Below are 23,512 nucleotides of genomic sequence, written 5' to 3'. Positions count from 1 at the left end.
CGGTTTTGACTTGATCGCCTTCTTTAACGAGTACTCTAAGAATTTTACCCGGCATTGGAGCAGTTACAACCCCCTCACCTGTTGGCGCTGGAGTCGGCGCTGCTGGCGCCGGAACAGGAGCGGGAGCCGGAGTCGGGACGCTAGCAGGGATGCTTGGAGCACTCGGAACTGCTGGGGCGGGAGTACCAGCACTTGCTATCTGGGGCAGATACTTGAGGGCGCTCAGGTCAACCCCTTCAACGCCAACCTCGAACTCAACACCGTCGATGTACAGTTTAAACTTCTGGGCAGTCTTCGGGATTTCTGGTTTTCTAACTCCCTCCTTTCTGGCCTTGAAGAACTCCAGTGCAACCTGTGGGAAGAGGCAGTAAGTTAGAACGTCCTCTTCCTTCTCCAGATAGCCGAGTTCCTCAAGCTCCTTCCTGCACTTCTCTAATGCAGGCTCCAGAAGCTCACCCGGTCTCGCTGATATTGGTTCTTCATCTCCAAGAACCTTCGTCCTTAGCTCGGGGTTTATCTCTGCCGGAGGCCTTCCGTACAGGCCTTTGATGTAGTTCTTGACCTCGTTGGTTATCCTCTCGTATCTTCCGAAGAGGACGTTGAGAACAGCTTGAGTGCCGACTATCTGGCTTGTTGGTGTCACCAGTGGCGGCCATCCCAGATCTTCTCTCACGTGCGGAATCTCCTCGAGAACTTCGTCGAGCTTGTCCAGAGCTTTCATTTCCTTGAGCTGGGTTATGAGGTTGGAGAACATTCCCCCCGGAACTTGGTACTTTAAGACGTATGGGTTCACCATGAGGGTCTCCTTGTGGAGCAGGCCGTAGTACCTCTCTTCAAGCAGCTTTTTGAGGTAGCGCGAGACCTGATGGATCAGTTCCCTGTCGAGGTGAGAGCCGACTGCCTCAGGCAGCGCGTGCCATATCGTCTGTATCCCAGGCTGGGCCGTTCCAAAGGCGAGGGGGCTTATAGCTGTGTCAATGAAGTCTGCCCCGGCCTCGACAGCCTTCAGGTAAGTCGCGACGGCCATTCCAGTGGTCGAGTGGGTGTGAACATTAACTGGGATGCCGTAGGTTTCCTTTATCTCACTCACCAGTTCGTAGGCCTTCTCGGGTGTCAGTAGGGCTGCCATGTCCTTGATGGTAATTACATCGACGTCCAGCTTTAGGAGCTCCTCCACCTTTTTCATGTAATATTCAAGGGTAAAGATTGGTCCAGTTGTGTAAGCTATGGCACCCTGAACCTCAGCACCCACTTCTTTGGCCTTCCTTATCGCAACTTCCATGTTCCTAACATCGTTCAGAGCGTCAAAGACCCTGAAAATGTCGATGCCATTCTTGTGGGCCAGCTCAACGAACTTCTCGACGACATCGTCCGGGTAATGGCGGTAGCCAACGACATTCTGCCCTCTGAGCAGCATCTGGAGCTTCGTCTTCCTTATGTGCTCCCTCAAAAGTTTGAGCCTCTCCCAGGGGTCTTCCTTGAGGTAGCGAATGCAGACGTCGAAGGTTGCTCCTCCCCAGACTTCCATGGAGTAGAAGCCTATCCTATCCATCTTCTCAGCTACGGCAAGCATGTCCTCTGTCCTGAGGCGCGTTGCTATGAGCGATTGGTGTGCGTCCCTAAATGTGGTATCTACTATCTCCACCATTGTGATCACCTGCCTTCTTGTTGGTCACTTAGTATATGCCCACCTAAACGTTAGTTGCCTTAAAAAAGTTCCGACGTTAGAGGAGATATATCACGACAAACGTCGAAAAGAATGAGCAGAAGGGGTTCAGAGAAGCCCCTCAGCCTTGGCAGCCTCTTCCGGCTCTTCATTGCGGTGAATGACCCTGATAAGGGCCTTGATGAGAGGCTCTGGATTCTCGCGCTGGAAGATGTTTCTGCCAACTACGGCACCGGCCCCTCCAGCTTCGATGACGTCGTAAACCACCCTGAGGAAGTCAACTGGATTCTCCGTCTTAGCGCCGCCGCTCAGAAGGACTGGGACTCCCGCTGCGGCATCGACTACCTTGGCAAAGGTCTCCTTCGAGCCAGTCCAGTAGGTCTTTATCATATCCGCACCGCTCTCAACGGCCGCCCTCGCGCCGTACATAACAACACGGTAGTCCTCCTTTTTGCCGTACTTCTCGTTGATGTACGGGCCGCGCGGATAGGCGAACTGCACAACCGGGAAGCCCATGTCGTGGGCGTAGCTCGCTATCTCGGCGAACTGGCGCATCATAACGTCCTCCTGCGGGCTACCCCAGTAAACAGTCGCCGCTATGGCGTCGGCGCCGAGTTTGATGGCATCCTCAACGTAGCCGAGCTGGCTCTGGAGGAGCTGCTCATCTTTTGGTCTGAGGTTGGTCTTGCTGGTGAGCTTTATCATCAATCCTCTGTCAGGCTTCACTTCGTCGCCGGCGAACCTGGCGAGGCCGGGGAGCATCATGACGCCGTCAACGCCGGCGCGCATAACCTTTCTGATGATTATCTTCGGGTTCACGTGCTCCCAGTGCTCCTCAAAATCTGTCGGTCCGTGCTCGAAGCCGTGGTCCATCGCAAATATGAGCGCCCTTCCGTTTCTGCGGAAGAACCTTTTCAGTCTTCTCCTAATCCCAACACTCTGGTATGCATCCATACTAATCACCGAGAGTGATATATAGTTTGGGGGATTTAAGGTTTTCCTTGATGGAAAGTTGTTTAAGTCCAGGATGAGAAGTTCCGCCGGTGGTTTGATGCCAGGACCGGGCAGTAAACTTATCGGCCGTAAAATAGTCCACCTTCCTGAAGTAGATTCAACCAATGAGTACGCCAAGCTCATCGCTCTCAACGAGCCAGAGGGAACAGTGGTGGTGGCGGACAGACAGACCGCCGGAAAAGGGCGAAAAGGCCGCACCTGGGCTTCCCCAGAGGGAGGCCTCTGGATGAGCGTAATCCTGAAGCCTGAGGCTGAGCCCAAGCACCTTCCCAAGCTCGTCTTCATCGGAGCCCTGGCCGTTGTCGATACTCTCTGGAAATTCGGAATTGAAGCGGGCATAAAATGGCCCAACGACGTCTGGATAAACGGGAGAAAAATCTGCGGAGTTCTTACTGAGGGGAGGATCGGGGAGTTCGTTATCCTCGGGATAGGCCTCAACGTGAACAACGAGATTCCGGAGGAGCTGAAGGGGATGGCAACTTCCATGAAGGCCGTTCTGGGCCGGAGGGCCGAGCTGGACGAAGTCCTGCGCGTTCTAATTGAGCGTCTTGATGGCTGGTACACAGTCTTCCTTGAGGGGAGATATGGGGAGATAATCTCCGCCGTGAGGGAGAGGAGCCTTGTCTTGGGCAGGGAAGTTAAAGTCATTGAAGAGGGGATCGAGCTTGTAGGGAAAGCCGTTGATATAGACGACGATGGGGCGCTCATCCTAGAGACCTCGGGGGGTAGGGTGAGGGTTCTTTACGGTGACGTTTCCCTGCGCTTCGTTTAGGTTCAGAGAGAGGAAGAATTCGTATATGAGTGCTGCCCTTGGATTGTGTTGCCAAATCAGCGGATGCGAGTTGCTGTGGCCCTTGGTTCGTCAAGGTGTTTCCATGGGCTTCATGATAACACATTCCTTTGACAAAATGCCAACTTTGTACAACAAAACATTAATATAATGCCCCTAGAAATACATTAGTGCCATTTGGCGCTCAAAGATAGGGGGTGAAGTCAGTGGGGAAGGGGCTGCTGAAAACCTATCTTGAAATTCCGGTTTTACATAAAATCCTCGCGGGCCTTATTTTAGGTGTTGTTTTGGGTCTGCTCCTTCCGGGGTATTCAGCGACGCTCAAGCCGCTCGGAGACCTCTTCATACGCCTGCTGAAGATGCTCGTGATGCCGATAATACTGTTCTCGCTAATAGTCGGCGCCGCCAGCATCAACCCAGCGCGGCTCGGAAGGGTGGGCGTCAAGATAATCGTTTACTATCTGGTCACCTCAGCCTTTGCGGTGTTCTTTGGACTGCTGATGGGCAACATCTTCAAACCTGGAACCGGAATAGACCTGGGAACCGGCGCTGGAAAGGCTATAGAGGCAGAGGCTCCGTCGCTCGTCCAGACGCTCCTCAACATCGTCCCGACCAACCCCTTCGCAGCACTTTCGAGCGGTCAGGTTCTGCCCACAATATTCTTCGCCATAGTCTTTGGAATAGCTATCAGCTACCTCATGAACAGTGAAGATGAAAGGATCAGAAGCTCAGCTGAGACGCTCTTCAGAGTTATGGATGCCGCCGCCGAGGCGATGTACAAGATAGTCGCTGGTGTCATGCAGTACGCTCCAATAGGTGTCTTTGCTCTGATTTACTACGTCATCGGCCAGTTCGGCCCGAACGTCGCCGGACCGCTCGTTAAGGTTGTCGTAGCGGTTTACCTTGGCCTCATCCTCCAGATACTCTTGGTCTACGGTGTCCTGCTCAAGGTCTTTGGCATCGACCCGTTTAAGTTCCTTAAGAAGGCCAAGGACGCTATGATTACTGCTTTTGTTACCAGGAGTTCCAGTGGAACGCTGCCAGTTACAATGCGCGTTGCCGAGGAAGAGATGGGCGTTGACAAGGGCATATTTTCCTTCACCCTGCCGCTTGGCGCAACGATAAACATGGACGGAACGGCGCTCTACCAGGGTGTCACGGTGCTCTTCGTTGCGAACGCAATAGGCCAGCCGCTGACGCTTGAGCAGCAGCTCGTGGTCATCCTCACAGCTGTACTCGCCTCGATTGGAACCGCTGGCGTTCCGGGTGCGGGAGCCATAATGCTGGCCATGGTGCTCCAGAGCGTCGGCCTCGAACTCGTTGAGGGAAGTCCAGTAGCTTTGGCCTATGCCATGATACTCGGAATCGACGCAATACTTGACATGGGCAGGACGATGGTAAACGTCACCGGCGACCTGGCAGGAACGACCATTGTTGCCAAGACGGAAGGAGAACTGGACTCTTCCAAGTGGACGAGCTGAACTCTCTGCCCTTCTCACTTTTTCCCAGTTTTAGATGACCCTCTCTTCTGGCCTCTCTGGGATAAAGTTAAATACTCCAAAGTGGCGCTAACTACCAGCACAGATAGAATGGAGGTAATGTGTAATGAAGCGAGTGCTGGCGGTGCTTCTTGCCGCGATTCTGCTGACCCCTCTCATCGGCCAGAACTTCGGGCTTGCGGGGGATTTCCAGCCGAAGACCTACAAGCAAGACTTCGTCTTCACAATTCAGGTTTTCCCTAACGGGAGCGCCAACATAACCATGAAGGTTGTCTGGACTGAACCGAAGGATGAAATCGCGAAGCAGATCGAGATGATACTCAACGAGACCAACCAGAGCAATATGACCGTTGAGGAGGCCATCAAAAAGTTTGAACAGGAACAGCTCAAGAGGTACGTTGAGGGCCTTACCCAGTCCGGCATGCAGCTCGTCAACGAGAGCATAAAATCCTATGGAATAGAGAGCGGCGACAACATTACCATTGTCTTCAACGCCATAGCCCTCAACTTCGCCAAATACTATTCCTACGGTGATTATTGGGAGGTTCAGGTCGACCCAACGAGGGGCTATGCAACTCTTGCCATCCCGGACACGGGTCTCCCCTTTGCAATCGATATAAACAACACCTTCATCGTGAGGCTCCCTGAAAATGCGACCCTTCTGAGCTATCCCAGGCCTTTCGCAAAGCAGTACAACCAGAGCAGGTTCTTTGTAACGGCCGAAGCTCATGGGGACACGGTTATAATAACGTCCTACATCTACCTTGAGCCTTTCCTCCCGCCGGAGGGCTATCAGGCGCTCTTTGGAGATTATCAGGACTCCTACATTCGCTATAAGGCCCCCTATAAGGGCGAGGAGCAGTATCAGAGGAGTGTTATGAACGAGTACGTTACGCTTGACGTCTACGCCAACGGCAGCGTCAGGCTTCACATGAGGGACGAGTACGTTGAGCCTCTCTCCGAGGTTGTCGCGAGGAAGGCAGAGATAGTCGCCTACGGTGTTCAGAACGTCACAGAGTACATCCTGAGAACCTACTCAATAGCCCTGGGCTATCAGGGCGCCCTTGTTGACCATGGTAGAGTGACCATCCTCGGTCTCAACGAGACCGAAGCTCCGCTCGTCATCGACGCCGAGTACATGCTCAGGAACTTCACCAAGTTTGAGAACGGCTCCTACGTCTATTCCTTTGACCCGACGATGGCAATAACCAACAGCCTACCTGACAGGGTTGAATACGAAGTGAACCACACCCTTTATCTAACCATCAACCTTCCGGAAGGCTCGAAGATCCTCGAGATTCCTGAGAACATCAGCAAAGACCTGAACGGCAACAGGTTCACCCTGACTACCGTCGTTCAGGGTAACACGATAAAAATTACCTCGAACGTCTTCCTTCGCTACGGTGCTCCAGCAGAGGATGTTAAGGCCTTACTCGCCAACTACACGACCGCCACAGTAAGGTACACCCTGCCGGAGGAGAAGAAGGGCCTCAGCACTGTCCAGATAGCGGGCATCGTTGGTGCGTTGGTGCTTATAGGTCTAGCCATCTTCATCTGGAAGAAGCGCTGAGCATTTCTTTCTTTTCGATATTCATTTAAACCTGCTTTCCAACTTTTCTAAGGTGGTCTGAATGACGAGGAAGCTCTACTATGAGGACGCCTACCTTAAGGAAGCAAAAGCGAAGGTTCTTGAGATTATGGAGGGTGCACTCCTCCTTGACCAGACGATTTTCTACCCTACCGGCGGCGGTCAGCCCCACGACAGGGGGACGATAAACGGCGTCGAAGTTCTGGACGTCTATAAGGACGATGCTGGAAACGTCTGGCACGCCGTTGCTGAGCCAGAGAAGTTCAAGCCCGGCGACGAGGTCGAGCTCAAAATAGACTGGGACTACAGGTACAAGCTCATGCGCATCCACTCGGCCATGCACCTCCTCGAGCACGTCCTCAATGATGTTCTTGGGGAAGGCAACTGGGAGCTCTACGGCAGCGGGATGAGCGCCGAGAAAGGTAGGTACGACATCCTCTATCCGGAAAACGTTAACCAGTACAAGGAGAAGATCATAGAGCTGTTCAACAAATACGTCGACGAAGGTGGCGAAATGAAGATTTGGTGGGAAGGGGAGACGCGCTACACTCAGATAAGGGACTTCGAGGTCATTCCCTGCGGCGGGACGCACGTGAAGGACATAAAGGAGATAGGACACCTCAAGAGGCTCAAGCGCTCCAGCCTCGGAAAGGGCAAGCAGAGGCTTGAGATCTGGCTTGAGGACTGAGCTTTATTCTTTTTTGAAAACGTAGAAATACCTCTCCAGGCTCTTGTGCACGCGCTGGTAGTACTTGCCGACCAGCTTAAAGCCGATCTTCTCAGCCTCGGCTTCCCCATCGAAGCTCGTGGGGAACGCTATCGCCAGCCTGCCGCCGTCTTCAAGGACGTTGTAGATGCTCCTCAGGGCTTTCCTGTAAAGCTCGTCCCTCGCCCTTCCGGCAAGAGTTGCCGAAGTCCCGTAGGGCGGGTCCGTTGCTACGGCTTCAAACTTCTTGTCCGGGAAAAGCTCCTCCAGCTTTGTCGCGTCGCCGAGCCTGAGTTCGTAGTCCTTAACACCAAAGTGCTCGAGGTTGAGCCTTGCCCCTTCAACCATCTCGGGTTTTATGTCAACACCATAAACCTTGAGGCCTATCAAGCCGGCCTCCATCAGTATCCCGCCGGCACCCATGAAGGGGTCGAGGACTTCCTCTCTTGCCTTCGTCAGGTTCACCAGCGCCCTTGAAATCCGCGGGTGGAGTGAAATCGGCCGGAAGAACGGCCTATGGTGGGCCTTTCTCCTTTCGAAGTCTTTGGGATCGAAGAAGCGGTATCTTATCCCCGCGTAGAGCTTTTCGCCGCAATAGACCCTCACAAGGGTGTCCGGTTTCGAAAGGTTCACGCGGAAACCTTTGCCGTGTATCACCGCCCCCAGCTTCCTCGGAAGGTCGGTAACGTCATACCTGCAGTTGGCCATGGTCTCTGTGTCCACCTTGAAGGTTCCGCTTATCGGCCACTCAATTTCTTTGGCCTTTTCCAAGAGTTCCTCTAGGGAGTCGGCCTCGATTAAGAGCTCTCCATACTCATGGGCCAGGCCGAGGCGGTTCAGGTAGGGAAAAGCCCTCTCATCGGTGTCGAGCTTGAGGAACAGATAATCCTGACCCGCTATTTCACCGCCCGAGAGCTCGAGCATAGCCTTAACTTCATCCCTGGCCATCTCTGGAAGGTTTCCGAGTATCTCTAGGTAGAGCATATTGGTCGCTTTATCCTTTCTTTTAAAAATTTGCCGCCGGACTTTACCGGGATATGGGCTTCATAATAGCGAGCAGAAGCAAGATTACATTCCCAACATGGAGGAAACTGTCGGTTATGTAGAGTGACAGTTCAGCCATACCGGGTACTGCGGGCACGTTCTCTTCTATGTGCGTGTCTAAGAGCAAACCGAAAACTCAATGGATATAAAAACTGCTGCCCTTGGCCATAGAGCCACCAGTCCTTTTCCATTTATTTGAAAATCCAGATATGAAAAAGGGCAGACGGTATAGACCACCAACACCAACGTTGCTGTTCTGAGAGTGAAGTGCATCGGAGTGGGTTCATATAATCGGATTACCTATAATGACCTCTCCATTTATGATATCGAACTCGTAGAAATCTGTTCCTCCTCCAGGAGACTTCTTTATCCTGAGACCGCGGGTTATTTTGAATTCATCAACTTCCTCAATAATATCTATAACATGGGTGGCATAGTTCTCGAACACGGCTAGGCTTTTGCTGTTGATGAGCCTTTTGTCAAGGAGGACTACCATGACTGCCTTCTTTTCTTGAACTATCGTAACGAGTTCTGAAAACAGTCTGAACACAATGCTCGAAGACTGGAAAACGAGGAGTGGGTGAAGAAGGAAGAACCCCACACTTGAGCCTTCTGGGACGTTTCTGAGAATGTAGGATATCTTATAAAGTTCCTCCTGATACATATCCCGTCCAAGAACTACCATCTCTATTTCCCGTAGATTAAAGCGTTTCTCGAACTCTTCCCTGAGCTGGGATGTAACGAACGCAACGGCTTTTTCCTTGTTGGTCTGTAGCATACTTACCGCTATCTCCTCGCCCAAAGTACCTACCGTCTCTATTAGGATCATACTGCCTTCAGGGACTTCGCCCAGCAATTTATCGAGCTTTTTTATTCCCGTTTTCATTTTCAGTCACTCAACGAAGATGTTTTCATTATTGTAAACCCTAATTCCACCAGTGGTTATCTTGTAGGGCCTAATTTGTTCATCAAAGGAGCTTCCTCGGAATTTCCGGATTATAATCCCTCTTAGTATCCGCCCGCTTACTTCAAGGGTCTTAAGTTCTATGACCCCACTTACCAGGTACTCCTCCACATCACTGGTCTTTAAATCAGAAGTTAAAATGACAGTGGCACCAAGCTCGGATAGTGACTTCAGGAAACCTATGAACGTTGTCCTGTAATCCAGTTCGTCTTTCACTGTGAGCTTCAGCATTGTTAAAGGATCAATAGCCACCCTTGAATAATGTTTAGATTTAACTTTGTCTTGAATTGAGCTCATTAATTTTTCGAAACTCTTTCCAAACGTCTCATAGAATGTGCCAGCAAAGATGTTGTGTGTCATGTCTGTAACAGGGGTTGCATCTATTGCATCGAATTTAGGATCGTCCAAGTTAAACCCCATCTTTGACATATCCTCCTTTAAGGTTTTAAGGGACTCCTCAAGTGTCACGTAGAGGACGTTTTCACCGTTTTTCACGCCTTCAGTGAGGAATTGAATGGTGAGAGTGGTTTTTCCCGTTCCCGGGCCACCTTTAACCAGGTACGTTCTCCCGGGGATTAGTCCTCCTCCAAGCATCTTGTCCAGGCCTTTTATCCCTGTGGATACCCTTCCCATAATACCCACCTAAAGCTACTCACCTATTGAAGAACTATGCGCTGATTGTATATATAAGTTATTAATTGCAAAGTATTTAGGTTGCGGGAAATGCGTTTTCTGTTTTGATATCTCCCACTTATGGTGTGGAAGTTATTGTTTTATTTGATGACTTTGATAACGGTCACCTTTGATACCCTTATTTTTATGTAGGGGGTCTGCTACTTTTTGATTTCTACTGAGAGTATCCTAGACTTCTTTGTCGCGGCGTCAACGGCTTTCATTATGGCCGTTCTTATCTTTCCTTCCTCCAGCTCAAAGATACCATCTATTGTAGTCCCTCCCGGCGTTATTACCATATCTCTGATCTCTGCAGGATGGTTTTCGCTCTCTAAGAGAAGCTTTGCGGTTCCAAGCAGAGTCTGTGCCGCAGCAAGCTTGGCAACGTCCCTTGAGAGGCCAACCCTGAGCCCGCCATAAATCATGGCCTCCAAGAACACGGAAACATAGGCCGGTCCTGAACCGCTTAGGCCAGTTATGGCGTCCATATGCTCTTCCTCGACCTGTAGACATTTTCCGAAGGAACTAAAAAGACTTTCAACAGTTTTTATATCTTCATCGGTTAGTCCATCTGACGTATAGGCCGTGAATGACTCTTTGACTAAAATGGCTATGTTGGGCATTGCCCTCACGAACTTGGCTTTCGGCGCCAGTCGTTTGAGACTTCTAAGGGGGATCCCAGCGGCCAGTGAAACCACGAGCTTGCCCCTTATGGCTTTCTCAATTTCCTCGAGGATCCCCGCCACTTTGTTTGGCTTGACTGCTATGAAAACTACCTCCGCCCATTCTGCGGCCTTGACGTTATTCCTGATGACCCTGACGCCGTGTTCCTCTAACCACCTGGCCTTTTCGGTGTTCCTGCGCGTTGCGATTACAGAATGGCCCGCCTCAGCCAAAGCTTTTGCGACCGCCCCACCTATTGTCCCAGCACCTATAACGGCTATTCTCAAGCCAATCACCCCAACAGCGTCTCCATTGCCTCGTTTACATCCTCAACGTCTCTTCCCACTATGATGGCCTTGAAATCTGCCCCGTATTTTTCCCGGTAGTTCCTAACCAGGAGCTCGTCGTTCACGGTGTCCCCTATGTAAACTCCCCCTTCACCCCGGGTGAGGTGCCATATTGCCCTCGGATCGGGCTTCACGTAGAGCTCCCTCGTCACGGCCTTCTCGAAGTGGAAGCCTATGAGCTTCTCCGCCAGCTCAAGCTCCAAGGCGCTTCTCCCCGTTATAACGCCGAGCTTGAACCGCTTTTTGGCCATCTCGAGCAGTTCCGCCCTTACTATTGGCTTCTCTCTCTTCCAGAGGCCATCGAAGTCGAAGAGCCTTCCCGGGTAGTGCTCACCCAAGTAAAATGTGTTAAAAACCCGCTCAATGCTCCCGTTGAAGAGTCCAATCCCAAACCTCTCGCGAACCCAGTTTATTCCTTCGCCCTCCGGAAACTCCTCTATGAGCCCTTCAACGTCTCCGGCTATCGCAAAGAGTATCAGCGCCTCGCTGACCTTGAAGTCATCACCAAAAGCTCCCTTCCGTCTAAGCTTCCTTATCCAGTCTAGCTTGATTCTCTTCTTAATCTCGAAGAGTCCGAGGAAGTACTCCACCGTGAGCTTTGTGGCTAAGTCGTAGCTTTCACGAACATCAATCAGAACGCCGTCAACGTCGAAGATGATCCACTTCATCCTCTCCCCTCCATGAACTCCTTTAACGCTCCAATCAGCTCGTCGTTCTCCTCCTTTTTGCCGACGGTAACCCTTATGTGTCCCTCCAATCTCCCGCCGAGCTTTCTCACCACGATGCCTTTTTCAAGTAAAAATTCATAGGCATTAAGCTTCATCAGGATGAAGTTGGCCTCGCTCGGATACGCGTAGTCCTTGAACTCCCGATAGATCCTCTCACGCTCCTTGATTATGTAGCCGATGTTCCGTTTGACTAGATCGTAGTGGTCGAGCATGAGCTCCGCTATCTTCATTGAGATGGAGTTCAGAGCAAAAGGCGGTTTGATTCGGTGGAGGTAGTCTATTACCTCTTTACTCCCGACTGCATAGCCAACCCTGAGCCCTGCAAGCCCGAAGGCCTTTGAGAACGTCCTCAGGACTATTAAATTGTCGTACTCGCTGATTAGGTCCACGTTGCTGCCCTTTGCAAACTCTGCGTATGCTTCATCCAAAACGACCGGAGCACCGGTTTCAAGGACGCTTATTATCTTTTCTCTATCTTGAGCGTTGCCTGTGGGGTTGTTTGGGGAGCAGATAAAGAGTGCCCTGGCGTTTTCTGCATACTCCTCGACGTTCTGAAGTCTGAAGTTCTCATCTAATGGGACGTCAATTAAATCGATCCCTTCGAACTTTGCAAAGAAGCCGTACATCCCGAAGGTGGGGGAGCTTATGACTACGTGATCCCCATCAAAGAGCTTCAAAATTAGGCTTATCAGCTCATCGCTCCCGTTTCCGACGATTATGTTTTCTTTGTCAAGCCCTAAAAACTCTGCTATCCTTTCCCTCAGCGGGTCGGCGGTGATGTGAGGGTATCTGTTGAAGGGAACCCGCTTTAGCTCTTCAAAAATCTCCTCCTTTATCTCGGGCGGTAAATCGAAGGGGTTCTCGTTCTTGTCAAGCCATATCCTGTAATCTCCCTCCAAAACTTTATAGGGCTGGAAAGATTTAACAAGAGGCCTAATCCTCATTTCCTGCGCCTCCTCAGCTCGGTCATAACCTCACCCAAACTTATGCCGTTGTATGCTAGGAGAACCAAGAGGTGGTAGAGCATATCGGCGGTCTCGTAGATTATCCTCTCCTTGTTCTCTGCGACGAGTACCTCAACGGCTTCCTCCCCGAACTTCTTGTAAATCTTCTCTTTCCCTTCAGCAAAGAGCTTTGAGGTGTAAGAGCCATCAAGGGGCTTCTCCTTTCTCTGCTTTATCAGCTCTTCAAGCTCTCTCAGGATTGTGAGCGAGTAGTCTATTCCGCCGGCGATTCTCTCAGGCTCTCCTAACTTTCTGTAAAAGCATGAGTAATTCCCCGTGTGGCATGCAGCACCAACCTGCTCAACAATTAAAAGCAGGGCATCGTTATCACAGTCTATCCTTATCTCCTTGACCTTCTGAACATTGCCGCTGACTTCCCCCTTCATCCTAATTCTGTCCTGTGAGCGCGAATAGTAGTGGGCGTAGCCCGTTTCAAGCGTTTTCCTCAATGCTTCCCTGTTCATGTAGGCCAGCGTTAAAACTTCTCCCCTCGTGTCCTGAACGATTACGGGAATGATTCCGCCGTTCTTCTCCCAGTTGACCTTCTTAATCAGCTCCTCCATGCTACCACCTCAGTAGTCCAGCCTCACGGGTATGCCCTTCCCAGCCAAATACTCCTTCAGCTCCCTGACAGTGTATTTCCCGTAGTGGAAGATTGAAGCTGCCAAAGCAGCCTCTGTTCCAATCTTGAAAGCTTCGTAGAAGTGCTCCGGACTTCCAGCGCCGCCGGAGGCAATGACTGGGATATCAACTGCTTCAACGATGGCTTTGGTTAAGGGAATATCAAAGCCCTTCTGGGTTCCATCGGTGTCCATGCTCGTGAGCAGTATCTCACCGGCACCAAGCCTCTCGACTTCTTTGGCCCACTCTACTGCGTTAATCCCCCTCGCCTTCCTTCCCCCGTGGGTGTAAACCTCCCAGTACTCCCCGTTCCACTTTGCATCAATCGCTATCACTAAATTCGCAGAGCCGACAACTTCTGCCGCTTCCCTCACGAGCTCAGGGTTGTTTACTGCGGCAGTGTTGAGAAAAACTTTATCCGCTCCACTTTTGATTATCTCTCTTATCTCTTCGACGCTCTTTATCCCCCCTCCGACGGTGAAGGGGACGTATATTTCCTCCGCTATCCGCTTAACGAGGTCGAGCAGGATTTTCCTCTTCTCAAACGATGCCGTGATGTCGAGGAAGACGATCTCATCTATCCCTTCTTCCTCGTATCTCCTGGCGAGCTCTATTGGGTCGCCAGCATCTCTGATGTTCTGGAACTTTATTCCCTTGACGACTCTCCCATCTTTTATGTCAAGAGCAGCTATAATCCTCTTGGCTAACATTCCAGAACCTCCAGAAGCTCTTTCAGGCTAACCTCACTCTCGTAGAGGGCTTTTCCGACTATGGCTCCAGAGAAGCCGACCCCCCTCAGCTTGAGCACATCATCCACGCTCGAAACTCCCCCGGCGTAGATGAACTCCTCATCCTTCCAAAACCGCTCTATGCTTTCTATCCCCGTCAGCGTGCCGTCCCTCTCGATTGATGTGTAGATGAACCTGTCCACGTACTCCCTGAGCATCTCGTAGGCTTCCCCGACCTTAAGCGAGCTCTCCTCGAGCCATCCCTTAACCGCTATCTTCCCGCCCCTTGCATCGAGGCTGACTGTTATCCCGCCGAAGTCGCCGGTTATCCTCTCCAGGAACTCGAGGTCGAAGGCCTTCGTGCCGATTATGACGTTCTCGGCGCCGATTTCGTATGCTTTTGCTATGCTCTCATAGGAGCGGAAGCCCCCTCCGACCTGGACTTTAAGCCCTGTTTCCTCTATTATCTCCTTCACAACGTCAAGGTTCTGTGGCTTCCCTGTGAAAGCTCCGTCTAAGTCCACGACGTGGATTTTATCAACGAGCTCCGCAAATCTGCTTGCTATCCCCACAGGATCACCGTAGACCTTCACTTTCTCCTTCTGCCCCTTGTAGAGGCGCACGGCTTTTCCACCCATGAGGTCAATGGCTGGATAAATTCTCATCTCACAACCTCCTGAAGTTTGCTAAAAGTCTCAACCCGTTTCTGCTCGACTTTTCAGGGTGGAACTGCACCGCGAAGACGTTGTCCCTGCAGACTGCCGAGGTAAAGACGACCTCGTCCCCCTTGGACTTGTAATCGGTAACTCCGGCGATTATGCCCTCGTCCGCTGGCTGGGCGTAGTAGGAGTGGACAAAGTAGAAGTAAGCTCCGTCCTTTATGCCATCAAAGAGCTTGCATTCTTTTTTCTGCCACACCTGGTTCCAGCCTATGTGCGGCGTTCTGACTCCCCTAAACCTCACAACGTTACCCTCGAAGACACCTAGGCCCTTACCATTGCTTTCTTCACTCCACTCAAACAGCAATTGAAGTCCAAGACATATCCCAAGGAACGGCTTCCCGTCGTTTATAGCATCCAAGATAACTCCCCTCAAAGGCTCAAGCTTCTCCATCACAGCGCCAAAGTTTCCAACCCCTGGCAGGACTATTTTCTCAGCTTTTTCTATTTCATATGGGTCGCTCGTAATTACCCCTCCGAGGGCTTTCCTCACGTTGGCCAAGTTGCCTATGCCGAGATCAACTATTGCAATCACCACAGCACCCCCTTTGTGCTCTCCAAACGCTCACTTTCTCTCAAAGCCTGTCTTAGAGCAATGCCGAGTCCCTTAAAGGTCGCTTCGATTATGTGGTGGGCGTTTATTCCAGCCAGCTGCTTCACGTGGATTGTTGCATTCAGCGTCCTCGCCAGCGCCCAGAGGAACTCCCTGACGAGCGTAACCTCGAAGCCCTCTTCGCTCTCCTTCACGTCAAGCTCAAGGTTTAGGTAGGGCCTTGAGATGTCCACGGCGACCAGAACCAGTGCATCGTCCATAGGCATTACGGCATTTCCGAAGCGCGCTATCTTTTTGCCCATAATTTTCTCCCTAAGCTCCTCTCCGAGGACTATACCCAGGTCTTCCCATAGGTGGTGCCTCAAATCGTAGCTCGCCCTGATGCTGACATTCTGCTCCATGTAAAAGAATAAAGCGGTGAGGAGGTGGTCGAACACCCTATCTCCCGTCTCTATGCCTCCCTCAACGCCAATCTCCACAGTTATGTCAGTCTCTTTCGTTTTGCGCCTCATTTTCTAACCTCCATGCTCCTTTTGTGCATCTCAAGTCCTTCAATTTCAGCCAGGCGAATTCCTAGATATCTCTCCGCCAAGAACTCCTCTCTGCTGACGTAGGCCAAGCTAATCCTCTTCATGAAGTCCATAACTGTCAAAACTCCGCTGAACTTCGCTGCTCCTCCTGTCGGAAGGACGTGATTGACGCCGAGGAAGTAGTCAGCCGCTGGCACTGGCGTGTACTCCCCGAGGTATATCGCTCCCGCGTTGTCTATGAGGTCAACCAGTCCCATCGGGTTCTCGGTGATTATCTCCAGGTGCTCTGGAGCTATCTCGTTAGCCTTTTCGGCGCATTCCTCAAGGCTCTCACAGAGAACGACCTCGATTCCGTCCCTGCTGCAGTACTCTGCCAGCTCTCTTGAAGTCGTCAGGAGCCAGGCCTTGCTGTCCTTTCCGTGCTCAAGCTGGGAGAGTAAGTCGTAGAGGACGTATTCTTTGTTCGCGCTCTCATCGGCTATAACTGCTATCTCCGACGGTCCAGCCAAGCTGTCAATTCCCACAACACCGAAAACCTGCCTCTTTGCCTCGTTCACGAACTTGTTGCCCGGACCAAAGATTTTGTCCACTTTCTTCATTCCAATGCCGTAAGCCATTGCTCCAATCGCCTGAATCCCGCCGAGCTTGTAGACCTCTTTAATGCCGAGGAGCTTTGCCACGTAGAGGACGTAGGGGTTAACTTTGCCATTTTTGGGTGGTATTGTAACCGCTATCTCCTTAACGCCCGCTATCTTTGCTGGAACCCCGACCATCATGAGCGTCGAGGGCAGAGGCTTTCCTCCCGGGACGTAGATTCCTATCCTCCTAATTGGCTTGTAGATTATGCCGTAAAGCGAGGCGTTCTTTATGTAGAGCTTATCGTTCTCAAGCTGCTTCTCGTGGTAAAAGCGGATTCTTTCTATTGTACGCTTGATGATCTCCTTGTCTTTTTCTGGAATCAGCCTCTCAGCTTCTTCGAACTCCTCCTCGCCTACCAGAAATTCGCCCTCGTAGCCGTCGAACTTCTTTGAGTATTCCTTCACCGCTTCGATGCCCCTCTCCCTTATATCCTTCAAAATTCCAGCCACGTAGCTTTCCAGCTCAAAATCCATCTCTAACAACCTCCTTAATTTTTAAAACGAGCTCGTTAATTTCGTCAAACTTCGTCTTCTGGGAGATTCTGTTCACCAAGAGCAAAGCCGAAACGTCCATAATCTTCTCCACCTCAACTAAGCCGTTAGCCCTCAACGTATTCCCCGTCTCAACTATGTCAACGATGGCATCCGCAATCCCGATTTTTGGAGCGAGCTCAATGCTCCCGTGGAGCTTTATCACTTCAACTTCAACTCCATTCCTCTCGAAAAACTTCCTCGCGAGGTTTGGATATTTGGTGGCTATCCTGAACCCGTCCATCTCTTCAACGCTGACCGCATTCTCTTTGGGCATCGCCAGGCTCAAGCGGCACTTCCCAAAAGGCAGCTCGAGAGGAACGAGGACGTCGCTTCCCCTCTCCTCCACGACATCGCTTCCTGCTATGCCGACATCTATGCCGTGCTCTACATACACGGGCACATCAAAAGCCCTCGCAAGGAGAAGCTCATACCTGCCGTTTCTCACTATCAGTTCCCGGGTCTCTGGTGGTTTAAGCTCAATGCCTGCTTTTCTGAGGATTTCAAGCGAACCCTTGAACAATCTTCCTTTGGGCAGGACAAACCTCATTCTTCCACCTCCACTGGAATGCCGAGCTTAACAAGCTCCTTTGCAAGCCTGTACACTTCCTTCAGCTCCCCTCTGATTCTCTTTCTGCTCTTCTCTATTTTGCCGTCAAAGAGCTTTGAGAGTGCATTTAAGTCAAAGGCGAATCCAAAGGCTTTTGTACCCTTGAAGACATACTCGCCTCCGCCGCCCAAGGGCTTGCCAATCTTTGGAGAATAGACCTCAAAGATTACGTCGCTATAGTAGGGCAGGGGTCTTATCGTGCCGAAATCTATGAAGACCCTCCTGTCGTCAAGGGCCTCGATAATTTTGTTGAGCTTTTCATATCCGCAGCTCTTTCCTCTAAAGTTGAACAGCTGCCAGAGCTCCTCCTTTTTTTCTTCACTTATGGGCAATCTCTCGATAATTTCGAAGTTTCTCCTCGTCAGGGCTCTGAAGATCTCTGCCCTAAATTCTTCAACTCCTTCAACGGCACTTTCCCAGACTTTTAGGCTGCCGATGTCGATGTAAAAGTCCTCAATGCCGAGCGCCTCGAGGGAAGTTATAACAGTTAAAAGAACCTCGACCTGCATTTTGATGTCTTCTCCGCCGATGAACTCAACTCCAGCCTGCCACTTCCCTCTAATCCCTCCGTCCAACACTTCGCTGATATAGTAGAGCTTAAGTTTCCTGGGCTCTTTGAGGTTTGCAAGTATCTGAGATGTCAGGTCTGGCTTTATTACATAAAATCCGTTGTTGTACGCAAATTTTGTTCCTTTTCTCAGCTCCTCGCTGAACTCTTCTATCGTCGGCAAAAATATCTCTCTGTAACCCCAAAGCTCAAATGTCCGCCTTAAATATTTTGTAATATCCGCTAGCCTCTCTGATTCGGAAAACAAATCCTTCTTCACAATAACCCCTCCAAGAGCTTTTGGATGAAAATATCCCCTGCTAAATAGCGCCTAACCAAGCTAAATGCTCTAGAACAGTCAATGATGATGGCAGTAGCTCACCAGAAAAGCGGATACGCTGAAGTAGCTCAGCTGGGAGTATATAGTTCTCAAGTTTTTGGGCAGTTTTCTGGCCTTCATTTTTAATCCCTCCGCTGTGGATGAGGTGTTTGTTGGAATATTTAAAAGCTTATCCGAGAATCTTTTGTCAAAAATGTTGGTAATATACAAAAATTTTGTCATAATATCTGAAAACTGCGCGAAGAACCTGGCAGATATATCCAAAAATGACCGCCTACGAGTCTTCCGAAAATGTTAATAGACTTGAAAGCTAGGTAGATATGGTGATTTTGCATGGAGATAACCGACAAAGAGGTTTTTGAGATTGCCATAAACTCTGAGATTAGGGCCAAGGAAGCCTATGAAAAACTCGCTTCTGTAATTAAAAGCGACATTATAAGAGACGAAATTCTCTTCCTGGCGAAGGAGGAAGACAAGCACCGCGAGATAATCGAGAAGATGGCCGAGAAGTTCGAGGGCGAGAGGACTGAGCCGAAGAAGATAGAGATCGATGTTATGGCCGAGTTCAAGGTCATAGCCGAGAAGATGGCCGAAGTCATCAAGAAGCCCGATGCCAACATCGATGAGATTTACGAGATAGCTATGCAGGCTGAACTCGTCAGCGAGAAGCTCTACAAGGAGCTCGCAGGCTACGCTGCCACCGAGAAGACCCGGCTCATCCTTGAGATGCTCGCCGATATGGAGAGGAACCACTACAACATCCTCAGGAAGCAGTACGACTACATAATGCGCTACCCCGAGCTATACAAGGAGGAGTTCTACGATCAGCTCATGAAGGACATCAACTTCAACTTTTGACTCCTCTTCTTTACTTTACTCGGTGTTTAGTTTGATTTGCATATCGAGTTTGATTTTTATAGTTATCTGAGTTGTTTTATTGAACTCTCTAACACCGAAAGGCTAATAAACGATTGAGATGCAACATTAAGTGCAAACTCCGTTTGGTGAGGGGCGATGCCAAGGAAAGTGGTGGCCTTGTTCCTTTTGGGAGTTTTGATTTTTGTAACGACTGCCGTGGTAGCAACTAACCTCAGCGATGTTGAGCCGCAAGTGATTTCGGATCCTCTAGTACGGGATACTGGAAGCTTTTCAATACCCCAAGGGGACTTATATACATGGATAAGTGGATATGCAAGTCAAAGTAACCCTGGCCTCCTGTATAATGTATACGGAGGAGCTGGGGACTCTGGAATTTGCCAAGTATATACGTACAGTTTTGATCCATTTACTGTCAGTACACTTCATAAAGCCTGGTTCTCAGCCCAGATTTCTACAAAGGGATGGTGCTATGATGTACGTATAATCTATGCTGAAATTTCTTGGGTTCCTGGATGATATGATGATATATTGTGTGGTCACTTTACAATTTTTTATTTCTTGTTAGACTAAATCATCACAAACTAGGGGGTGTTGATGATTAGGATCAACAAAAAAACTATTATTATATTAATTGTCATAGTTATCCTCTCTTTCCAAGGGTCAATCCTGCTAGTTAATGCAACTCCCTACTGGTTCAAGGAAGGGATTTATGCAAAATATATCTCAAAAGAACCAGAAGGAATGGATTTGATAAAAATTAAGATTTCAGACCGTGAGGCAATTGTCTTTTACTGTCACCAAATTGAGTTCACGTGGCGCGTCCTCAAGGTCACCGACGATAAGGCACAGATGGGGGTTCTGCTTCAAGGATTCAGCTGCACAAGGAAAAAGTGGGATGTTTTGGATGAAGACATCGCCAGGGAGTTGCTCCAAGGGTACCAAGAGAGATACAACTTCACCGGCGGGGGGTGCATAACGGTGGAGTCTGAAACAATAAACGTCACGGTATGTGAAGACAGCTACATGGAGCAGACGGAGCGTTATAGGGCCGCTTTGGGAATAGCGGAAGGAAGAGGCCACTTATTCAATGAGTCATACATACCTGAAAACTTTACTCGGAGCGGAACCTTTGAGCTCGACCTGAAGACGGGCGATATCTATGTCAACGGGAGTCCCGTGGGAAAGAACTTCCTCTGGGCCGAAAACCCGGCCAACATGACCGGGCTTGAGATACTTTCAGGTCTGAAAATTGAAGATGTTCGGGAAATAAATTCCACTATACTCACATATTATGGCGACTTCAACGCTCCGATCTATATGGCTCAAACTAATATGATAAGTGTTAGTGATATTGGGCTCTCCGGAAAGGATCTTTTCTTCTATGATGGATCAAGCGGCCTTGCAATATCACTTTTCATGCCCTTCAGTCCACTGTGGGAAATTATGGGAGTATCTGGGACATCTATAGCAGATACATACCTTCAAATGAAATACAGAGATGAAATCCAGAAGAGCAACAAGATGCCGCCCTTTGGCCTCGTCTTAGCCGAGACCAACATAGACTTCACAAAGCCCGCGGAGCTTCCCGAGGAGGGCCCCTCGAAAACTGCCGTCTTGGCCCTCGTGGGTGTCACTGTAGTTTTAGTCGCGCTCTTCCTCCGGAGGTGGAGGAGTTGAAAGAGGTTCTCTGCTGGGAGCTCCGCTCACCTTTAAGTCTGGCCTTGGCCTCGGCTGGGGCCGTTCTCGTTGGAACCGTGATGAAGAGGTACTACCTCGTCTGGAGTGTCAGCTCTCATGGGAGGCCTTACGGGGTGGAGGTACTCGGTTCGGTTTTCAGGGAGGCCTTTACCGGCGACGTGTACCTGCTGCTGGCCCTCCTCGTACCCTTCATAATAACCCTCGCAGTGAGGCTGGAGAGGGACGAGGGCGTTGCTCTCTCTGTGTACTCCCTCCCGGTTTCGAGGGCCAAAATCCTCCTCGCCAAGTTTCTGGCAGCCTTTATCACCCTCTTCCTCTTCGTCTTTGCCGTGTATCTCCTCGTCTTTGCCATCCACTTCGCGGCCACTCCCGATGCGGTGATCAGCGTCCTTGGAATCTACACCGTTCCAATGGCGTTCTTCTATTTCGCGGTGCTGCTCTTCATGACTTCAGTCGCGGCCCTGATAGCCATAGCATCACCAAACACTTACATCTCCATCTTCGGGGGCTTCATAGCCCTTTACCTCCCCGTGTTTTTGGGAACGACGTGGTACGGGCCGGTGCCGTGGCGGAATGCCCTGATAGACTACAAATCCGCGACGATTTCTGTGTGGTCGGACCCGGTATTCTCATGGGCCTTCATGAAGATGACCCTCCTCCCGGCGCTGGTGCTCTTTGCCCTCTACCTGGTCATCGGGAACTGGAGGGACGTGAGATGAGGCTCTTCCGGGCGCTCCTCCTTACCCTCATGCTCGTCTCGCTGGTCAGCCTGGGTCTGCAGTCGAACCTTAAGCCGAGCGACGTTCACTACAAAACGGCCTTCGTCGCCGAGAGAGAAGCAAGCGCTGTCTACATATCCTCCATGGCGTCGGTGAAGCTCTACGCCGTTGGAACCGGGGAGTTCAGAATAAAGGACGTCCAGACAGGGGAGACGATATTCACCGGAGAAGTGAAGGGCAACGGGGCGTTCTCGCTGGTGTTTCCCCACCCCGGCTTCTATGAGTTCAGCGGGAACTCCAGTCAAGGCATCACGGTAACGATAACGCCCGTTGACGTAGGCTTCCCTGGAAAGCAGAAGTCGACTCACCTATGGGCCTCGGCGGCCTTCGGCGGCCTTCTGGCACTGACGCTCATCGGGGGTGTCAGAAGATGAGCACGATAATCGAAGCGAAGAACCTCCATAAGTACTTCGGACCGATAAGGGCTCTTCGAGGGGTTACAGTGGATATACCTGAAGGCCTGACGCTCATTCTCGGACCCAATGGTGGTGGGAAGAGCACCTTCATGAAGGTCTCACTAGGCCTCTACAAGCCAACGAAAGGAACTGTGAAGCTCCTCGGAAAGGATCCCTGGAGGCATCCGGAGGCAAGGAAAAGCGTTGGCGTAGCCTTTGACCCCGGAAGATTCCCGAAGCTGACTACGGGACGGGAATGGCTGGAATTCATAGCGAGGAGCAGGGGTACGGATCCAGAGGATGCAGAAAAGGCCGCCAAGCTCTTCGGCATCGAGGACGCCCTCGACAGACGGATAGATGGCTACTCCTCGGGAATGCTGAAGAGACTGAGCCTCGCGCAGGCCTTCGTGGGAGAGCCCGATGTGGTGTTTCTGGACGAGCCGCTGGCCAATGTAGACTTCGAGAGCGTTGTCGAAATCGTGGGCATCATCAGGAAGTGGAAAGGCAAAGGCAGGAGCTTCATCCTCATAAGCCACATATGGGGGCCTTTTGAAGGACTGGCGGATTACGCAGTGGTCATAAGCGGCGGGAAGGTGTACCTGGAAGGACCGTTCAAGAAAATTCGCAATGATATTGAGGATATGTTCAGGCCTCCGGGAGCTACCTAGCGCTCTCTGCCCTATGTTTTTCTCAACACCACGAACTCCTTGTAGTCTATCACCTTCTCGAAGCCCTTCCTGAGATAGTAGCCGTAGGCCTCAAGGTTCGGGAAGGTTATCACGTAGGCATCTTTTCCTAGCTCGGCCAGGCGAGTTATGGCGAACTCTAGGAGCTTTGAGCCGTAGCCCTTACCTTTGTAGGCAGGATCAACCATGAAGAACTCTATGAGGCCCGTTCTCTCGCTCTTAATCTCCTCTGGCACCCACCAGACGTCCTTGCCCTCCAGGTTGTAGACGAGGGCGAGGGTGCCTATTATCTTTCCACCTTCCTTCAGAACGTATAGCTCGTCGAACTCTTTCCCAAGACGGAACTCAAGGAAAGGCTCGTAAACCTTCCTGAAGCCCTCGAAATCGTCAATACTCGGCTTGTTTTCGACCCATTCGAGCGCTGGATAAGCTCCATTCGTGCCCTGGTAAACCCTGAAGACGAACTTTACCAGCTCATCTTTCAGCCTGATGGGAATTTCAACCCTTTCAATCCTCACTTTCGACCACCAAAGGTTATTAGTCAGAAGCTCAATAAAACTCTTTGGTGGTATC

27 protein-coding genes are annotated in these 23,512 nt (G+C 50.7%); 10 read left to right on the top strand and 17 right to left on the bottom strand.

Annotated features, from left to right (window positions below):
* Together E3E26_RS10630 and fba are read right to left on the bottom strand one after the other, a co-directional pair.
* On the bottom strand, positions 1-1,648 hold a 1,648-nt coding region (locus tag E3E26_RS10630), incomplete at its 3' end, for a pyruvate/oxaloacetate carboxyltransferase (RefSeq protein WP_206204409.1).
* 126 nt (positions 1,649-1,774) lie between these two features.
* Entirely contained in the window at positions 1,775-2,620 is an 846-nt protein-coding gene (gene fba, locus E3E26_RS10625; RefSeq protein WP_167901300.1) for a class I fructose-bisphosphate aldolase, read from the bottom strand.
* Between the two features lie 97 nt (positions 2,621-2,717).
* On the opposite strand from fba, the gene E3E26_RS10620 reads away from it, so the two are divergent.
* From E3E26_RS10620 to E3E26_RS10605, 4 genes are all read left to right on the top strand, one after another.
* Positions 2,718-3,452, top strand: a complete 735-nt coding sequence (locus E3E26_RS10620) for a biotin--[acetyl-CoA-carboxylase] ligase (RefSeq protein WP_167901279.1) — start codon at positions 2,718-2,720, stop codon at positions 3,450-3,452.
* A gap of 224 nt (positions 3,453-3,676) precedes the next feature.
* Positions 3,677-4,951 carry a dicarboxylate/amino acid:cation symporter gene (locus tag E3E26_RS10615; RefSeq protein ID WP_167901278.1) on the top strand — a complete coding sequence of 425 codons (1,275 nt, stop codon included), beginning with the start codon at positions 3,677-3,679 and terminating at the stop codon, positions 4,949-4,951.
* A gap of 124 nt (positions 4,952-5,075) precedes the next feature.
* Positions 5,076-6,539, top strand: a complete 1,464-nt coding sequence (locus E3E26_RS10610; protein ID WP_167901277.1) for an exodeoxyribonuclease VII small subunit — start codon at positions 5,076-5,078, stop codon at positions 6,537-6,539.
* Between the two features lie 61 nt (positions 6,540-6,600).
* On the top strand, positions 6,601-7,245 hold the full coding sequence (locus E3E26_RS10605) for an alanyl-tRNA editing protein (RefSeq protein WP_167901276.1): 645 nt from the start codon (positions 6,601-6,603) through the stop codon (positions 7,243-7,245).
* Positions 7,246-7,248: 3 nt separating this feature from the next.
* Here E3E26_RS10605 and E3E26_RS10600 read toward each other — a convergent pair whose 3' ends face one another.
* The 14 genes from E3E26_RS10600 to E3E26_RS10535 all read right to left on the bottom strand — a co-directional run bounded on the left by E3E26_RS10600 (position 7,249) and on the right by E3E26_RS10535 (position 18,442).
* Entirely contained in the window at positions 7,249-8,247 is a 999-nt protein-coding gene (locus E3E26_RS10600) for a TIGR01177 family methyltransferase (RefSeq protein ID WP_167901275.1), read from the bottom strand.
* A 343-nt stretch (positions 8,248-8,590) separates the two neighbouring features.
* Positions 8,591-9,193: a hypothetical protein gene (locus tag E3E26_RS10595; protein ID WP_167901274.1), complete on the bottom strand. Its 603-nt coding sequence runs from the start codon at positions 9,191-9,193 to the stop codon at positions 8,591-8,593.
* A 6-nt stretch (positions 9,194-9,199) separates the two neighbouring features.
* A complete protein-coding gene (locus E3E26_RS10590) occupies positions 9,200-9,904 on the bottom strand; it encodes an ATPase domain-containing protein (protein ID WP_167901273.1) in 705 nt (234 codons plus the stop codon).
* Positions 9,905-10,104: 200 nt separating this feature from the next.
* The gene (proC, locus tag E3E26_RS10585; protein ID WP_167901272.1) at positions 10,105-10,893 is read right to left on the bottom strand and encodes a pyrroline-5-carboxylate reductase; all 789 of its coding nucleotides are present in this window, start codon (positions 10,891-10,893) and stop codon (positions 10,105-10,107) included.
* 5 nt (positions 10,894-10,898) lie between these two features.
* Positions 10,899-11,621: an HAD family hydrolase gene (locus tag E3E26_RS10580; protein WP_167901271.1), complete on the bottom strand. Its 723-nt coding sequence runs from the start codon at positions 11,619-11,621 to the stop codon at positions 10,899-10,901.
* Positions 11,618-12,625 (bottom strand): histidinol-phosphate transaminase, encoded by a 1,008-nt coding sequence (gene hisC / locus E3E26_RS10575; protein ID WP_167901270.1) that lies wholly within the window; start codon positions 12,623-12,625, stop codon positions 11,618-11,620. Before hisC ends, E3E26_RS10580 begins: the two co-directional genes overlap by 4 nt.
* On the bottom strand, positions 12,622-13,248 hold the full coding sequence (gene hisIE, locus E3E26_RS10570) for a bifunctional phosphoribosyl-AMP cyclohydrolase/phosphoribosyl-ATP diphosphatase HisIE (RefSeq protein WP_167901269.1): 627 nt from the start codon (positions 13,246-13,248) through the stop codon (positions 12,622-12,624). The genes hisC and hisIE overlap by 4 nt, the downstream gene beginning before the upstream one ends.
* A gap of 9 nt (positions 13,249-13,257) precedes the next feature.
* Entirely contained in the window at positions 13,258-14,016 is a 759-nt protein-coding gene (hisF, locus tag E3E26_RS10565) for an imidazole glycerol phosphate synthase subunit HisF (protein ID WP_167901268.1), read from the bottom strand.
* A complete protein-coding gene (gene hisA, locus E3E26_RS10560; protein ID WP_167901267.1) occupies positions 14,010-14,699 on the bottom strand; it encodes a 1-(5-phosphoribosyl)-5-((5-phosphoribosylamino)methylideneamino)imidazole-4-carboxamide isomerase in 690 nt (229 codons plus the stop codon). Before hisA ends, hisF begins: the two co-directional genes overlap by 7 nt.
* 1 nt (position 14,700) lies before the next feature.
* On the bottom strand, positions 14,701-15,288 hold the full coding sequence (gene hisH / locus E3E26_RS10555) for an imidazole glycerol phosphate synthase subunit HisH (RefSeq protein ID WP_167901266.1): 588 nt from the start codon (positions 15,286-15,288) through the stop codon (positions 14,701-14,703).
* Positions 15,285-15,818: an imidazoleglycerol-phosphate dehydratase HisB gene (gene hisB / locus E3E26_RS10550; RefSeq protein WP_167901265.1), complete on the bottom strand. Its 534-nt coding sequence runs from the start codon at positions 15,816-15,818 to the stop codon at positions 15,285-15,287. The genes hisH and hisB overlap by 4 nt, the downstream gene beginning before the upstream one ends.
* The gene (gene hisD, locus E3E26_RS10545; RefSeq protein WP_167901264.1) at positions 15,815-16,948 is read right to left on the bottom strand and encodes a histidinol dehydrogenase; all 1,134 of its coding nucleotides are present in this window, start codon (positions 16,946-16,948) and stop codon (positions 15,815-15,817) included. Before hisD ends, hisB begins: the two co-directional genes overlap by 4 nt.
* Entirely contained in the window at positions 16,938-17,555 is a 618-nt protein-coding gene (gene hisG, locus E3E26_RS10540; RefSeq protein WP_167901263.1) for an ATP phosphoribosyltransferase, read from the bottom strand. Before hisG ends, hisD begins: the two co-directional genes overlap by 11 nt.
* A complete protein-coding gene (locus E3E26_RS10535; RefSeq protein WP_167901262.1) occupies positions 17,552-18,442 on the bottom strand; it encodes an ATP phosphoribosyltransferase regulatory subunit in 891 nt (296 codons plus the stop codon). Before E3E26_RS10535 ends, hisG begins: the two co-directional genes overlap by 4 nt.
* A gap of 393 nt (positions 18,443-18,835) precedes the next feature.
* Between E3E26_RS10535 and E3E26_RS10530 the strand changes: the two genes are divergently transcribed.
* From E3E26_RS10530 to E3E26_RS10505, 6 genes are all read left to right on the top strand, one after another.
* The gene (locus tag E3E26_RS10530) at positions 18,836-19,360 is read left to right on the top strand and encodes a ferritin family protein (protein ID WP_167901261.1); all 525 of its coding nucleotides are present in this window, start codon (positions 18,836-18,838) and stop codon (positions 19,358-19,360) included.
* A gap of 156 nt (positions 19,361-19,516) precedes the next feature.
* Entirely contained in the window at positions 19,517-19,897 is a 381-nt protein-coding gene (locus E3E26_RS10525) for a hypothetical protein (RefSeq protein ID WP_167901260.1), read from the top strand.
* Between the two features lie 78 nt (positions 19,898-19,975).
* The gene (locus E3E26_RS10520; RefSeq protein ID WP_167901299.1) at positions 19,976-21,058 is read left to right on the top strand and encodes a hypothetical protein; all 1,083 of its coding nucleotides are present in this window, start codon (positions 19,976-19,978) and stop codon (positions 21,056-21,058) included.
* The gene (locus tag E3E26_RS10515; protein ID WP_167901259.1) at positions 21,055-21,798 is read left to right on the top strand and encodes an ABC transporter permease; all 744 of its coding nucleotides are present in this window, start codon (positions 21,055-21,057) and stop codon (positions 21,796-21,798) included. Before E3E26_RS10520 ends, E3E26_RS10515 begins: the two co-directional genes overlap by 4 nt.
* Positions 21,795-22,232, top strand: a complete 438-nt coding sequence (locus E3E26_RS10510) for a hypothetical protein (RefSeq protein ID WP_167901258.1) — start codon at positions 21,795-21,797, stop codon at positions 22,230-22,232. The genes E3E26_RS10515 and E3E26_RS10510 overlap by 4 nt, the downstream gene beginning before the upstream one ends.
* Complete coding sequence (locus E3E26_RS10505; protein ID WP_206204408.1) at positions 22,229-22,921, top strand: ABC transporter ATP-binding protein; 693 nt, start codon at positions 22,229-22,231, stop codon at positions 22,919-22,921. Before E3E26_RS10510 ends, E3E26_RS10505 begins: the two co-directional genes overlap by 4 nt.
* 11 nt (positions 22,922-22,932) lie before the next feature.
* Here E3E26_RS10505 and E3E26_RS10500 read toward each other — a convergent pair whose 3' ends face one another.
* Positions 22,933-23,457: a GNAT family N-acetyltransferase gene (locus E3E26_RS10500; RefSeq protein WP_167901257.1), complete on the bottom strand. Its 525-nt coding sequence runs from the start codon at positions 23,455-23,457 to the stop codon at positions 22,933-22,935.
* Between the last annotated feature and the right edge of the window lie 55 nt (positions 23,458-23,512).

Source organism: Thermococcus sp. LS1 (genome assembly GCF_012027395.1).
Lineage (GTDB): Archaea > Methanobacteriota_B > Thermococci > Thermococcales > Thermococcaceae > Thermococcus.
Note: the sequence above shows the minus strand (reverse complement) of the source record. Positions and strands in the feature narration are given on the sequence as shown.

Coding starts and splice junctions, on each gene's coding strand:
- fba (WP_167901300.1), bottom strand. CDS start 2,620: ATGGATGCATACCAGAGTGTTGGGATTAGGAGAAGACTGAAAAGGTTC.
- E3E26_RS10620 (WP_167901279.1), top strand. CDS start 2,718: ATGCCAGGACCGGGCAGTAAACTTATCGGCCGTAAAATAGTCCACCTT.
- E3E26_RS10610 (WP_167901277.1), top strand. CDS start 5,076: ATGAAGCGAGTGCTGGCGGTGCTTCTTGCCGCGATTCTGCTGACCCCT.
- E3E26_RS10605 (WP_167901276.1), top strand. CDS start 6,601: ATGACGAGGAAGCTCTACTATGAGGACGCCTACCTTAAGGAAGCAAAA.
- E3E26_RS10600 (WP_167901275.1), bottom strand. CDS start 8,247: ATGCTCTACCTAGAGATACTCGGAAACCTTCCAGAGATGGCCAGGGAT.
- E3E26_RS10595 (WP_167901274.1), bottom strand. CDS start 9,193: ATGAAAACGGGAATAAAAAAGCTCGATAAATTGCTGGGCGAAGTCCCT.
- E3E26_RS10590 (WP_167901273.1), bottom strand. CDS start 9,904: ATGGGAAGGGTATCCACAGGGATAAAAGGCCTGGACAAGATGCTTGGA.
- E3E26_RS10580 (WP_167901271.1), bottom strand. CDS start 11,621: ATGAAGTGGATCATCTTCGACGTTGACGGCGTTCTGATTGATGTTCGT.
- hisC (WP_167901270.1), bottom strand. CDS start 12,625: ATGAGGATTAGGCCTCTTGTTAAATCTTTCCAGCCCTATAAAGTTTTG.
- hisIE (WP_167901269.1), bottom strand. CDS start 13,248: ATGGAGGAGCTGATTAAGAAGGTCAACTGGGAGAAGAACGGCGGAATC.
- hisF (WP_167901268.1), bottom strand. CDS start 14,016: ATGTTAGCCAAGAGGATTATAGCTGCTCTTGACATAAAAGATGGGAGA.
- hisA (WP_167901267.1), bottom strand. CDS start 14,699: ATGAGAATTTATCCAGCCATTGACCTCATGGGTGGAAAAGCCGTGCGC.
- hisB (WP_167901265.1), bottom strand. CDS start 15,818: ATGAGGCGCAAAACGAAAGAGACTGACATAACTGTGGAGATTGGCGTT.
- hisD (WP_167901264.1), bottom strand. CDS start 16,948: ATGGATTTTGAGCTGGAAAGCTACGTGGCTGGAATTTTGAAGGATATA.
- hisG (WP_167901263.1), bottom strand. CDS start 17,555: ATGAGGTTTGTCCTGCCCAAAGGAAGATTGTTCAAGGGTTCGCTTGAA.
- E3E26_RS10530 (WP_167901261.1), top strand. CDS start 18,836: ATGGAGATAACCGACAAAGAGGTTTTTGAGATTGCCATAAACTCTGAG.
- E3E26_RS10525 (WP_167901260.1), top strand. CDS start 19,517: ATGCCAAGGAAAGTGGTGGCCTTGTTCCTTTTGGGAGTTTTGATTTTT.
- E3E26_RS10520 (WP_167901299.1), top strand. CDS start 19,976: ATGATTAGGATCAACAAAAAAACTATTATTATATTAATTGTCATAGTT.
- E3E26_RS10510 (WP_167901258.1), top strand. CDS start 21,795: ATGAGGCTCTTCCGGGCGCTCCTCCTTACCCTCATGCTCGTCTCGCTG.
- E3E26_RS10505 (WP_206204408.1), top strand. CDS start 22,229: ATGAGCACGATAATCGAAGCGAAGAACCTCCATAAGTACTTCGGACCG.